Consider the following 13,447-nt stretch of genomic DNA (forward strand, 5'->3'; position numbering starts at 1 on the left):
TACATTTACTTGGATGCAACAAAAGAGCGACAGTTTACCATTATCGTTAACCCTTGCGCCAATAGCGATAGCCCAAGGTAAATGGTAAAAATAACGACAACGTCATAACTTTCGCTAATGGTCGTGTTGCGGCGCCAATCCAAAACGCAAAATAAGACGCTACTGCATAGGAGATGATGGTCGCCACTGCTGCACCATTCGCTTGATAGAGCGGAATCAACCACAAGTTCGCGGCAATATTAATGATCGCTCCTAAGCCATGACTTACCAGACTGAATACCAGTAACCGTTGCGCAATCAGCCATTTACTTGCTAGCTCGCGCATAAACACGAAAAGCGCGGCCCAAATGTGCAAGGTCAGTACCGTAGCACTTGCGGCATAATCAGCACCAAACAACCAGGGAACCACAGGGTCGGCTAACAGCGTCACAATGACTGCTAGAGCCAGGGCGCACATAAAAAGGCCGTCACAGAGCTGCTGCAGGCGTTGCTGATAGAGTTTATCGTCGGTTTGCTTAAGCTTAATGAGTCCGGCGAAAAACGAGGTCGCAATGGCAACGGCAAAGAAATACCAAACCTCGGAGAGCTTCACCGCTACCGCATATATACCAACCTCAGATTTATCGACCATCTCGCCAAGCATGATCATATCGATTTTGAGGTAAAGCACCGCGGCGATGCCGGATAGAATTAGCCAAAATGACTGTTTGAGCAGTTGTGCGCCATAACGCCAATCGATCTCTTTTAGGCTAAAACCTCTGGCTTTGGCTTGTTGCAGCACAATGTAGCCAAGCCCCCAGGCCAGATATTCAAGTGCATACACACTGGCAATGGCAACGAGCGATGGGTAATACACCGCACAAATCAGTTTGCCAATACCCGCAGCAATCACAATGAGCGCACGCATTTTCACGACATAGTGAGCACTGACTTGGCTTTGGAAGAAGTATTCAACTACTTGAAACGCTTGCAGCGTTGCCGCGGTGCCGATAATAAAAACACTGGTGCGTTCGGCGACGCTCAGTTCGCTGATTGCAGCCCAAGCGAATAAACCTGAAAATCCAACGACGGCACCCAGCAGACGATAGACCGCTGCGGTACTCATAATCTTGCGCTCTTGCGCCGGCTGCTCGACCAGCTCGCGCATGATCAGTGCATTGAGACCCAATGCTGTAAGTGGCGTGACAAGCGCAATCAACGCCAATACATAATTCAGTTCGCCAAATAGCTCTGGGCCTAGTTCACGCGCAAGTACCAATGCCACCAATAGATTCATCGCCATGGTAATGACCTTTTCACTCATCAGCCACGAGCTGTTCTTTAGTGCTGCACGAATCATTATTGGCAGATCTTCCTTGCTAGGTTAATGGGGATCAAAAAAAACGCTCCCGAAGGAGCGTTTTATCTTAACGATTTTTCGAACTATTACTAGTTTTGCAACTAGGTCTTAGTCGAGGATTTCGTTACCGTTGTACACGTCGATGTCAGTACGGATTGAGTCGTTTTGTACCCAACCACGGTCTGAACCGTTTACGTTGTACGCAGAGTAGACTTGGATGTTAGTTGGGTAGTCAGCAACAGTAACAGTCAATGATACTTTGTTACTGGTGTTCAACATACCTTGACCGAACAGGATTTCACGGATTTCGCCGGCAATACCTGTTACACCTGGATCAGCAGTAGTAGTTAGTTCTACTGGACCAAACTCATCGCCATTCTCGTCGATACCTTCAACCCAGATCAAACGGTTTACGTTTGGATTCTGTGGAGCTGGGCCTTCGCCGTTACAGCTGTCGTTACCCTGAGGATCGTTACAGATCAACGGATCATCAGTACCAGGATCACGAGTTGTGTTGGTTACATAGATGATCTGGCTGATTGGTGTAACTTCGCCACTTGCAGACTGAGCTGAATAAGGCATGTACGGGATAGTGGTCATTGAACCATTAACTTCCCATTCGCCGCCATATACTGAATCTACAGTTGACATGCCAGTAGGATCTGCTACCAAGATGCCGTCTTCTGGATCACGGTTGCTGGCAGGTGCATCTTCATACAATTCGTCGAAGTTATACCAATTTACGTCACCAGTTACAGTGAACTCACCAGCTTGCTTAGGATTCTGATACGAGTCAGCAGTTGCGCCAAGGTCGATATCAAAGTCAAGCGTGGTGAACAGGTTAGGACAGCTAATCCACAACTGGTCAGCAGTGTGAGTTACATAGTCACAGTTTGGTGAGTTGATGACAACTTCACCACCAACGGTAGGATCAGCACTTTCAATCCAACCAAACATGTTGGTACTTACGATTTTGTAAAGTACTTGAGTGTCTTGGTTTGGATCAACGTTTACACGGAAATCCCAAGCACCGCCAAGTGGCGATTGAGTGTTTTGGATACGTGCTTGTACGTTGTCAGTGAACAATGGTGGAACGTTAAGAACTTCACCGTTGTAAATAGGATCGTCGTTTACAAACGTGCGGCGATAATCCCAAACATTCAATGTACCGTTGAATTCTTCAAGTACAGAGATTTCGAACTGGTCGCCCATTACGAACAACTGAGTTTCGTCAATCATTGGCGCAGTAACTGCGTCGTGATCGAACATCTCGTCGCCTTCAGCAACTGTTGGCCACAGTTCTGAGTTCAAGCGAGAGAAGGTGTCGAACATTACGCCATCTTGCGCAACAACAGTCGGTGCATCAAAGTGAAGGCGACCGAAGTCAACTTGCACACCGTAAGTGGTGTCGTTGGTTGCTGAAGAGTTATCACCTACGATGTCAGAAACACGGTAGATAAGCACAGTGTTGCCGTCGTCATCAGTCATCTGACCTTTAAAGTCAAGGCTGATACCTTTGTTGACGTCATCAAGAGAAGTAGCTGCGCTTGCAGGGATTGGCAAAATGCCACCAGCTTCGTCAAACTGCTCGCCGAACGCGATGTCGACTGAGTTTGGCGCGTTAGAAATGTAAGCATCGCCCTCGAAGCGTAAGTAAATTTCATCGTTTACGCTGAACTCATCGTTCAAAGTAATAATGATGTTTTTCGACAGGATTTCGCTCATGGTAGTCATGAACTGATCTGTCGCGCTTGTTGTTTCTGTGAGAGTGACGTCTGCAGCCATCGCTCCCGTGCTAGCGCCGGCGATTGCCAAAGCTACTAGCGAACGTTTAAACATGTTTGTCATGATGTTCTCCAATTTCATGAAATAAGAGAGTCAGGCTTTCCGGTGCCATCGTCCCTGTAGTTATCAAATTGACCTCGTTCATTACTCGGTCGCTTCGATTTGCTATGAACCGTCGCGCTTTTTCGAGTTGCAGGTCCCAGGTCCGGGGTGATTAAGCCCGCCTGAAAACACTCTACGAAGAGCTAGAGCCCAAATTTTTTTCGCAAACTCCAAGCCGGAGTTCCCCAAAAAGCTTTGCTGTTGAGTTTGTTAATTATGGTTATAAGCACATCCATAGCTCAACAAAATTGCAAAGTTGAAAGCAAGATTAGTCGTTAACCGAGATAGTTGTCAAGCCATCTGCGATAGTTTTTCTGATTTCTTCCCACTGTTCTGTGCGTTCAATAATTCGTGGTGTTATAAAAATGACCAATTCGGTTTTTTCTTTGCTCTCACTTTCCGATTTAAACAGGTTGCCAAGCACTGGAATATCACCTAACAACGGCACTTTACTGTCGCCTGACGAGCTGTTTTCCGAAATTAAGCCGCCGAGTAACACCGTTTGGCCACTCTGCGCGATAACCTCGGTCTTGATCGAACGTTCGAAAATACTCGGGTTCCCGGCCACTGAAGGTCCGGTAGGCGAAGTGTTCGATATGGTTTGGTCGATTTGCAACACCACTAAGCCTTGTGCATTGATAGTCGGCGTGACTGTCAGTTGCACACCGGTTTTACGGTATTCGACCGACTGGGTCTGGCTTTCAAGATTATCGGTAAAGGTCGTTGAACCCACCGTAGGAATGTCATTACCGACCTGAATCGAAGCGGCAATACCGTCACGCACCACCAAGGTCGGGTTCGATATCACATTCACTAAGTTCGAGCTTTGTTGCAGGTTGGCGATAAAACGGTCGAAGCCGTCGACCCAATTTAAGCGTAAGCCCCCGATTTCTTGCGCGCCTAATGCGCCTAGGGTGCCGCCGTTAAGTCGGCCATTACGGAAGGCAAATTCAAAACCTTGTGAGAACTCGTCAGATAAAGTGACTTCAGCGATGGTCGCATCGAGCACGATTTGTTTAGGCATCACGTCGAGCCGACGAATCACTGGCAACAGCGCTTTGTAATCGCCACCGGTAGCGAAGAAGATCAGAGAGTTCGAACGCTCATCCACGGTCATGCTCATGTCGCCGTTGCTGGCTGTGTTGCTGCGCGATTGCCCAGTTTGGCCGCCGCGCGGATCACTCGAACCTTGCGCTGACTGGGTATCACGGGTGTTATTGCCGCCCATCACCCCACCGCCGATCAAATTACCTATGGACTCACCTAGGTCTGACGCGCGCGAGTAGCGCGGATGATAGATGTAATAACCTTTTTCTGGGCCTTTGCTCGGTTGGTCTAGTTGTTGCGTCCAGTAACGGGCGCGCTCGAGCACCTCGTCGTTCGACGCGAACATTGCCACCGCACCTAGCTGATTCACTGGCACCGTTAGAATCGCGACTCCTAAGCCTGCTTGGCGGCCGACACTGATGCCTTCAGCATCCATTAAATTCGATAGTTGTTCTATGTACTGCTCTGGCGATAAATAGGTCAGCTCGACCATAGCGATGTGACGGCCACGATTGGCGGGTACATCAAGCAAGTAAATCAAGTCGAGAAACCGCACGATTTCGGCCCGGGTACCTTCAACAATGAAAGCATTTTGCGCCGATTCCGTTGAAACTCGCGCTGTACTCAAATCGCGCAGAGTGCGCTCCAGTGAGCTTTTGAGTCCATACTTGAGCGGGACTACCTGCAGGATGGTTTGCGCAGTGTCAGGGACGTCCTGGTAGCGTCTACCGAAGCCAATGACGATGTCCGTGCGCTCTTGTGAACGCGGATAGACATAATAGGTGTTGTCGCGGAACGAAATATCGAGACCGTTATCAATCAACAACTGACGCGACAGTTTGAACAGTTCACGTGAACTGACGTCGTTCGAGAGATTGAGCGTGACGTTTTTACTCAGCTGGCGTTCATCGGTCACCGCGATAATGTAATTGGTTTCCAGTGCTTTACCAAAGACCGTTTCGATAAAGTTGCGCATCGGCAGTTCATTGGCGTTCAACGAGTGCGAATCAGTAGTGCTGAATTCGCGTGCTGGGTCGCTGTCGTTGCGTTTCATGTATTCGTTGTACTCGAGCGTATCGAGGCGCTGAAAACCCTCGCTTTCAAGGCGCGCGCTGTCATCGGCAACGTCGTCTTCACTATAAGCTGCGCCGTCCGTTTTCATCCGGTCTGGATTCACCTGAATCGGATCTGGCGTTTGGGTACAGCCTAACAAGGCGAGCGTTGTGGCCAACGCGATAGCGATTTGTAACTGATGTTTCATGATGTCCTCGTTCTGCTGCTGTGTTAATAGTCAAACACTGGAATGGCGATGCGCTCGTTGGGATCAGCCCCAGTGAATATCACGCTATCAACAGTTATTGCGCTTACTTTATAGTTATTTAGCTCGAATCCTTCGTTGACTTCAGTCAACTCCAGCGAGCGTTGTTCAATATGTTGTGCTTCGATCAATGCGGTACGCCGTTCGGTGCCAGGCGCGGTATAAATTGCGCGTACGCGCACTCGCATCTCGCCGACGTTCACGCCGCCCTCAATCAGTGGCGTACGATTGGCGCTTTCTGTGTCGTCGTTCGCGGTTTCGCTGGCGGTTGCTGTGGCCAGTTGCCGAATATAATCTTGGACGTCTTGCGCGACCTGTGGTGCTGCGGTGCTGTGGGCGCCTGCGTCGAAACTGGTTGTTTCACGCTGATTCACTTCCGTTGTCACCCACACCCGATTGCTGAAATCATACAGGCAAAGCAGCACGGCGATGGCGCCTATAACTTTCACGCTGAGCGGTGTTTGTTGCCAAATCTTCATGCTGGGCCTCCGCTTGCAGACGCGGCACGTTGTACCGGAATGTGTACAGACATACTAAAGCGAACACCAGTTCGACTTCTATTAGCGCGGCGGATCTCAATACTTTCATGCTTGATGGTCGGCAAATCCTGCATCAGCTTTAAATGAGCTTGCATCACATTTTCTAGCGGCCCCGAAATACTTATGTTTGCGCGAATGCCCTGCAAGCTGCTGTTCATCGGCTCTAAACCCGTCATCCAATCAAACTGCTCGATACGCACATTTTGGCCGCGCAATAAGGCTTCAAGCTCTCCTTGTAGCTGAATTTGCAGCATTGAGCTTTCGACTGCTTGCGGATAACCACTGATCAGTTCTTGCCGCACCTGCTCTGCTGCCGCAGCCGATGCTTGTAATTCTTCGGCGTTGGTGAGTAACTGCTCACTCCGCGTCAAGCGTTCAGCATTAAGGCTCACTTCTGCTTGTAACTCGTTTTGCCAGGCCAATATTGGCTTCACCACAAATTGCAGTGCGGCCAGAATCGCAGCAACCCAGAGCAGTTGTTTTTGACTATTCGTCATCGGCAAGCTCCATTTCGATGCGATACTGCTGGCCAAGACGACTATTGCGCAGCGGTGACCCAAATTCAGCTGTCTTCACGCTGGGTAAATCATAAAGCTTACTCAACAGTGGCAAGGCTTCAGGGATAGTGCCACCCATCACCAATTTACTGTCGTTCGCTTGCAAATAAGTGAAGTTGTTATCATCTGATTGCGCGGCGATAAATACTTGCCAAAACGCATTGATGCGCTGGTCATTTACGCGTTGCCCACTCAGCTCATTAATGGCTTGCTGCGAGCGCTGCAGTTGCTGTTGCTGATCGAGCAATGCCGCAACCTCTGGGGTAATTTGTTCGAGTTTACTTTCAATCATCGCCGCTTGTGCATACAAATAGGCACTGCTGACGAGTAGATAGATACCGCCGATGGCGCCGAGTGTGATGCCTATTTGCTGCCATGGCAGGCCTTTGCCGGCTTGCCCTTCTTGCTGCTGATAGCCTTGCTGCCAAGTGGCGAGGCCTAACTTGCTCACCCCACGCGGGGTGAGTGCCCCGACCTGCTGATGACTCAACTGCGTCGCAGCTTGGGTAGCACTACAGCCAAGCGCCAGCCGCGCTTTATCCAGTGAATTCACCAATTGTGAGCGCAACAAGGTCTGCCACTGTTGCTCTTGCTTATGCAGGTAATACACTTGTTCGCCGTCTGCGATTTCGTACAAACCATTGGGTAAGGCAGCGCTGAGCACCATCGATTCTGGTAGTAAGATGTGGGCGCGACCTTTTAACGCTTGCGCTTGTGAATTAAGTTCAATCAATAACACACGACGTTGATTTTGTTGCCATGGGCCAATGAAAAATAGCGTGTTAGGGCTGTTGTTGTATTTCTGCTTGAGTACTTTTTGCAGCGCCCGCTGCGAGCGAATGTTGAAAGTTTGCCAGCTTTCGCTGTACAGACCACGCGCCACAACTAAACAGGCCACACGCCGTTTTGGCGCCGCTTTTGCTTCGCTTTGACTGCCCTGAAACCATTGTAATTGGCGGTTCACACGCCATACGAGCGCGGCAAGGCTCTGCTTGAGCTTGTTAGGGCGCGCTGGTGCTGTTGCTTGGGTCTTGGTTTCTGCCATGTTTCATTATTCTTGTTGGTAATACTTGGCGTGGTAACGCAACGGGCTCGGTTGTCGCGGCCGAAAATCGAGTTCCCGATACAGACTCAAGCCTTGCGGTTCGGCGCGTAACCACATGCGCTGCGATTCACCCGGAAAAATTCCGCTATCGAGAGGATCCGACTCGGGGTAAAACTCTTGTAATAAACCCGCTGAACTTTCGTTAGTTTCTCGTAATGCTTGGATACTATCAGCTTGCCATGGGCTAAGCAATATTGGCAGTAGCCCGTTGGGCATCCACGCGGCATTAAAAATTGGCGCGCGCACTGACACGTAGGGTCTAATGAGTTCGACGTCGTTTGGGGTCCAACTGGGTAGTTGCGTGAGCTCTGAAACTGCTTGCAACGTACGCCCTTCGCCACCGCTAATCCACCGACTTAATTCTTGTGCTTTGGCGCGCGCTTGCGGTTCTGGTATACCCAGCCCGACGAGCAGCTGTTGCACGCGGCGCGCGTTGAAGTTGAGATCAATCAGGCTACGCTCATTTTGCAAGGTGAGTTGCACCTTGTAATTGAGGGCCTGGTACGCAGGACGTTCAGGCAGTTTGAAGTCGCTCGGCAGGCCGTGAAAATTGATGCCATACAGCGGGTTTTCTTCGTCCTTGCGCGCGCTTAGCCATTCGTTGCTGATGAGCAGGTGATCAACGTATGCCGCACTCGAGTCGAGCGCTAGTTGTAACTCGAGTTGGTCTTGCATGCTCTGCGCACGTGCGACTGAGCTTTGTGTTTGTTGGCTCATGATCAGCAACAACACCGAGATAATCGCGACCATCAGCAGCACTTGGAACAGCGCCATGCCTTGTTGTGCTTGTCCGACAGTGGGTTTAAACATCGGTGTTAAACCTCGACGTTGCTTCTTCGACAGTATCGGGCACTTCAATCAGCCAACGAAAACCATTGAGGTTGATGGCAATGGCTTGCGGGTGAACTTTGCGAGTCAAGCCATCGAAGTCGCTGAACCACTCGAGTTCGAAGGTTTGTCCCATGTCGGCGGCGACCGTGCGATTACGCTCATCGAGCGACTTGTAGCCATAGTAGTCGAAGTTCAGTGCTTCGACGTTGTCGTACAAAATGCGGCGGAAGTTAAACGGCAGCTCTTGCTCGGCGTTGCTCAAATAGGTGTTACCGAGCACCGCTTCTTCATACACCAGGCGGAACCCATTATCGCCGTTGGGTTCGCGAAAGATGCGATACACGGCTGGCAGATCAGGGTTCTGCACGCTCAACTGCGAGACTGCGGTAAAACCATCTTCGCGCCCGAGAAAATAAAAGCCGTAGCGCTCGTCGCCCATTTGTACAGTTTTGGCGAAAGTGTTCCAGGTGACCTTTTGTACTAGCGTTAATAAATGGTGGCGGTCGAGGGTGCGATCAGCCAAGCCTTTATTGCGCTGCCAGTTTTGGCTGAAATAGTCGTAGGCTACCGCGCCGCTGATCATCAGCAGGCTCAGCAGTACCATGGCAATAAGGGTTTCAACTAAGGTGAAGCCTGACGCATGTTTTCGTCCCATACGAGCTCCTCATAGTCGAATACGCGAGTGGTGGTGCCATATTGCATCGTCAGCGTGATGGCATACAGATGAAAGCGCGGCGCGAATTGGTTAAAGCCGCCGTTGTCTTCATCGAAAAACGGTGCGGGCGGCACATAGGCTACTTCTTGCGCTTGCCAGTCGATTTTTACATCTTGGGTGTAAAGGTCCTGACCGCGGGTCTGCTGGTCGTGTTGCAAAGCAAATCTTATGTTACTGCGCGCTGCATCGACCTGGCTCAACACATGCATCACCTCAGCCGCCTTCACCGAGTTCTGCATGTTGTTCTGAAACGCCATCATGCCGGTAATGACCGCAGCAAATAAAATCGTCATCGCCACTAGAATCTCGATCAGTGTGAAGCCGCTAGTCTGCTCGCGCATCATCACCCTCCTCACCTGACTCGATCAGCTGCATATTCAGCTGCACACTGCGCTCATTGTCGCCTTCATACCAACGCAACTCATTCGGCTGCCAGAATCCATGCCTGTTTAGATATATCCGCTGTTCCGGAAATTCCAAATATTCAAACATCAGCTTGATTCCATTACCCTTTTCACCTAAAAAGGGCTGCCCTCCCTGCGGGGTACCCCCTCCCGCGAGGGAGGGCTGCCCTTTCTCGATGGAGAAGTCAGTGGTGGCGGTGGTTAGGGTGAAGTTTTGGTTGCGGCTGTAAGCAAAAAAGGTGTACTCGCTGATGAGGCGTAACAGTTGTTCGCGTTCGGCGGTGCGTTTGCTGCTTTCGTATTGGTTAAAGGCCAAGGGGCCGACTAAGGTGGCGGCAATGGCAATGATGGCCATCACCACTAGTAGTTCAATGAGGGTAAAGCCGCGGCGCTGCGAAGGCGCGCGCGCTGTCATAGTGGCATGTCTGTGACGGCTGAGATACTGAGCATCATAATGACGACGATCGAGCCGACCACAGCCCCCATGAAGAGTATTAGGGCAGGTTCAAGTAAGCTGGTGAAACGGGTCACCCAGCTGTAAAAAGTGCGGCGTGAGCGGTCGGCGATTTCGCCAAACACCCGCGCGAGTTCGCCGCTTTCTTCACCTATCGATAACAACGCGGCGAAATACGGCGGATACAAACGCGATTCGCTCAAACAAGCTGACAAGCTATCGCCGCGATTGACGCGCTCGGTAGCGCGCGCGACTTCGGCTTGCAAGGATTCGGTGCGTAAGGTTTTTTGCGCCAGCTTAAGTGAGCGATCAATCGCTACGCCGGCGCTCATCATGACGTGCAAGGCTGCGTTAAAGCGAATGCGTTCGACCAGCAGGTTGGCACCCTTCACTACCGGCAAGTTCTCTCGACACCAACTGTTCAACCGCTTGACCACGGCGTGTTCGCGATAGAACCATAAACCAAAACCTCCCAGCACCACGCCAATCAGCAATAACCACTGATAGGCCAAGAAGAAATCGCTCACGGCGAGCAAGGCTACGGTGTAACCGGGTAGGTTCTCGGCATCTTGGAATAAGGTGGTCAGATTTGGTACGACAAAATTGAAGATAAACACAATGGCGGCGATACAGACGGTCAAAATAACCGCTGGGTAAACCAAAGCTTGTTTGATCTTATCGCGCAATTCCATTTGATAGTGCATTTCGGCGGCCAGACGCTCGAAAGTGGCGGCTAACTCACCGGTCTCTTCGGCAATCTGTACGAGGCCCAAATACAGCGAACTAAATACCGAGAATTTGGCCAAGCTGTCCGACAATTTATGACCTTGCTTAAGCTCTTGTAGCACGGTTTGCAGCAAATCTCGCAACGCTGGTTTTTCAACGTTATGCAGCAAGATTTCAAGGCCTTTGTCGACCCGCAAGCCAGAACTTAACAACAAGCTCAATTCAGCGGTGAAGAATTCGACGTCATTAAAGTTCAGCCCGCGCTCGCCAAATACATTGGCGTTTAAGCCACCCGAGGCTTCTTTCAGGTCGGCAACCAACAATTGCTGTTGTTCCAGCCGCGCGCGTGCGGTGTCTAAATCGAGCGCATCGATGCGGCCTTTCTGCTCCACGCCACTGGTGTTGTAGGCGACGTAAGTGAACAGTGCCATTAGCCTGCAACCCTCACCACTTCAGCAATGGTGGTTTCGCCGCGCAGCGCTTTAAGCATGCCGTCTTCAAGCAGGTTGCGATAACCACGTTCACGGTTCATGCGCCGTGCTTTGGTTAAAAACTCAGAGTCGCCCAACAAGGCGGTCAATTGCTCGTCGCAGCGCATATATTCAATCAACGCCACTCGGCCACTGTAACCGGTATGCGCACACTTATCGCAGCCGACGGCTTTATGGAACGCTGGCGTCACGTCAAAACGTTCGACCAACCAATCCATCTTGAAGCGGCGGAAAGATTCAACCGCTTCCGTATCAGGCGCCCGACAATGCGGACATAGCCGACGCGCTAGCCGTTGGCCGACAATCACCTTAATCGCGGCTGACAATAAGAATTCTTCCACGCCTAAATCGAGTAAGCGCGTGTAGGCACTCGCAGCATCGTTGGTATGTAAAGTACTAAATACCAAGTGACCGGTCAGTGCCGATTGCAGCGCGATGCCCGCGGTTTCAGCGTCACGGATCTCACCGACCATGATGATATCTGGATCTTGTCGCACCACCGAGCGCAGCGCATGGGCAAAGGTAAAGCCAATGTCACTTTGCACCTGTACTTGGTTGATGCCGTCGAGCTGATATTCGACTGGGTCTTCAATGGTGATGATCTTGACATCCGGCTCGTTGCGCCGCGACAAGAACGAGTACAAGCTGGTGGTCTTACCCGAGCCCGTCGGGCCGGTTAACAGAATTACGCCAGAGGTGGCTTGAATGTCTTCGAGCAACAAGGCTTCTACATCGGGTTCAATCCCCAAAGTACCAACGTCATATGCGAGGTTGTCTTGTAGCAAGAAGCGCATCACCACGCTTTCGCCCTCACCAACGGGCAGTGCCGAGACCCGCACATCGACATTCAAACCGTCGATGCGTAACTCGATTTTGCCATCTTGCGGCCGGCGTTTTTCGGCAATGTCCATGCTCGACAACAGCTTCAAACGCGTCACCACCGGCAACACCATATGAATCGGGATAAAGTCGGCCTCGTGTAACACGCCATCGATACGATAGCGCACGCGGCCTTTGCCCTTCCACGGTTCGATGTGCATATCGGAAGCACGGCGGCGCAAAGCTTTGGCAATAAGATTATTCAACAGGTTGACGGTAGGTGCCTCGGAAGCCATTTCGCGCAGGCGATCTTCCTCAAGCATGGTTAAGCCGGCGTTATCGTTGACCGCACCTTCGCTTTCTTGTTGTAAACGGCTTTTCAGCTGGTTGAAACCATCTTCACTCACCAATACCAACTCAACCTCAGTGCTGGCCACAAATTCGAGCAACGCGGGTTGGCTTGGGTTGGTACAGGCGCAGCGCAAGTGCGCATCGGTGTAACTCAATGGCACACAATTATGCGCTAAACACTTCGTACGCAGTTCGGCGGGTAATTGCTCGTGTAATTGCTGCCATTGTTCGTCAGCATCTAACACCTGCTGCAGCTCGTCGCCGATTAGCTGTGGTAATTCATACATTTCGGCATAATACGCTGGCAAAAACTCCGAGCTCAAGGCGCCCATGCGCACTAAAATTTGCTCTAAATGACCACCGTTGCGCGCTTGAAATTGCAAAGCCTTCGCGTAGTCGTCATGACTGACGCGAAAGCGTTCGGTGAACAGTTGCTCGACGTTAGCTGTACTCATTGCAATACGATATCTGCGTTATTTTCTTCGCCGCCTTCGCGGCCATCTGCACCATACGACAATAACGTGAATGGCTTGCCATCATCACCCGGCATCCGGTACACGTAATCGTTGCCCCACGGATCTGGCGGTACCTCTTTCGGAAAATAAGGGCCCGCCCAATTCGGCTTGTCGCTCTCAAGCAGCTCATCAAGACTCTCTGGGTAGGTGCCCATGTCCAAACGATAAGTGCTCAACGAGGTTTCCAGCATTTTCATTTGGGTTTGCGCGGTTTTGATTTTCGAATCATCGACTTTGCCAAACATCTGCGGGGCGACCAGGCTGGCTAGTAGCCCTAAAATGACAATGACAATCAGCAGTTCAATCAGAGTAAAACCGCGAGTTTCACGCGTCTGCGCACGTTTCATAC

General features: G+C 50.9%; 13 protein-coding genes. All 13 read right to left on the bottom strand.

Annotated features, from left to right (window positions below; genetic code table 11):
• Positions 1 to 46: 46 nt before the first annotated feature.
• The 13 genes from ACJ8W9_RS06510 to gspG all read right to left on the bottom strand — a co-directional run bounded on the left by ACJ8W9_RS06510 (position 47) and on the right by gspG (position 13,445).
• Positions 47 to 1,339 (bottom strand): flippase, encoded by a 1,293-nt coding sequence (locus tag ACJ8W9_RS06510; protein WP_411360703.1) that lies wholly within the window; start codon positions 1,337 to 1,339, stop codon positions 47 to 49.
• 108 nt (positions 1,340 to 1,447) lie between these two features.
• Positions 1,448 to 3,187 (bottom strand): hypothetical protein, encoded by a 1,740-nt coding sequence (locus ACJ8W9_RS06515; RefSeq protein ID WP_411360704.1) that lies wholly within the window; start codon positions 3,185 to 3,187, stop codon positions 1,448 to 1,450.
• Positions 3,188 to 3,494: 307 nt separating this feature from the next.
• The gene (locus ACJ8W9_RS06520) at positions 3,495 to 5,534 is read right to left on the bottom strand and encodes a secretin N-terminal domain-containing protein (RefSeq protein WP_411360705.1); all 2,040 of its coding nucleotides are present in this window, start codon (positions 5,532 to 5,534) and stop codon (positions 3,495 to 3,497) included.
• Between the two features lie 23 nt (positions 5,535 to 5,557).
• A complete protein-coding gene (locus tag ACJ8W9_RS06525) occupies positions 5,558 to 6,070 on the bottom strand; it encodes a hypothetical protein (RefSeq protein WP_411360706.1) in 513 nt (170 codons plus the stop codon).
• A complete protein-coding gene (locus tag ACJ8W9_RS06530; RefSeq protein WP_411360707.1) occupies positions 6,067 to 6,627 on the bottom strand; it encodes a hypothetical protein in 561 nt (186 codons plus the stop codon). Before ACJ8W9_RS06530 ends, ACJ8W9_RS06525 begins: the two co-directional genes overlap by 4 nt.
• Positions 6,617 to 7,732, bottom strand: a complete 1,116-nt coding sequence (locus ACJ8W9_RS06535) for a hypothetical protein (RefSeq protein ID WP_411360708.1) — start codon at positions 7,730 to 7,732, stop codon at positions 6,617 to 6,619. The genes ACJ8W9_RS06530 and ACJ8W9_RS06535 overlap by 11 nt, the downstream gene beginning before the upstream one ends.
• Positions 7,733 to 7,738: 6 nt before the next feature.
• Entirely contained in the window at positions 7,739 to 8,602 is an 864-nt protein-coding gene (locus ACJ8W9_RS06540) for a hypothetical protein (protein WP_411360709.1), read from the bottom strand.
• Positions 8,595 to 9,278, bottom strand: a complete 684-nt coding sequence (locus ACJ8W9_RS06545; RefSeq protein ID WP_411360710.1) for a type II secretion system protein J — start codon at positions 9,276 to 9,278, stop codon at positions 8,595 to 8,597. The genes ACJ8W9_RS06540 and ACJ8W9_RS06545 overlap by 8 nt, the downstream gene beginning before the upstream one ends.
• Positions 9,245 to 9,682, bottom strand: a complete 438-nt coding sequence (locus ACJ8W9_RS06550; RefSeq protein ID WP_411359074.1) for a type II secretion system protein — start codon at positions 9,680 to 9,682, stop codon at positions 9,245 to 9,247. The genes ACJ8W9_RS06545 and ACJ8W9_RS06550 overlap by 34 nt, the downstream gene beginning before the upstream one ends.
• Positions 9,663 to 10,157 carry a type II secretion system protein gene (locus ACJ8W9_RS06555; RefSeq protein WP_411360711.1) on the bottom strand — a complete coding sequence of 165 codons (495 nt, stop codon included), beginning with the start codon at positions 10,155 to 10,157 and terminating at the stop codon, positions 9,663 to 9,665. The genes ACJ8W9_RS06550 and ACJ8W9_RS06555 overlap by 20 nt, the downstream gene beginning before the upstream one ends.
• A complete protein-coding gene (locus ACJ8W9_RS06560; protein WP_411360712.1) occupies positions 10,154 to 11,353 on the bottom strand; it encodes a type II secretion system F family protein in 1,200 nt (399 codons plus the stop codon). The genes ACJ8W9_RS06555 and ACJ8W9_RS06560 overlap by 4 nt, the downstream gene beginning before the upstream one ends.
• Entirely contained in the window at positions 11,353 to 13,038 is a 1,686-nt protein-coding gene (locus ACJ8W9_RS06565; protein WP_411360713.1) for a GspE/PulE family protein, read from the bottom strand. Before ACJ8W9_RS06565 ends, ACJ8W9_RS06560 begins: the two co-directional genes overlap by 1 nt.
• Positions 13,035 to 13,445, bottom strand: a complete 411-nt coding sequence (gene gspG / locus ACJ8W9_RS06570) for a type II secretion system major pseudopilin GspG (protein ID WP_411360714.1) — start codon at positions 13,443 to 13,445, stop codon at positions 13,035 to 13,037. Before gspG ends, ACJ8W9_RS06565 begins: the two co-directional genes overlap by 4 nt.
• Between the last annotated feature and the right edge of the window lie 2 nt (positions 13,446 to 13,447).

It is taken from the genome of Pseudidiomarina salilacus, from assembly GCF_047323925.1.
GTDB lineage: Bacteria > Pseudomonadota > Gammaproteobacteria > Enterobacterales > Alteromonadaceae > Pseudidiomarina > Pseudidiomarina salilacus.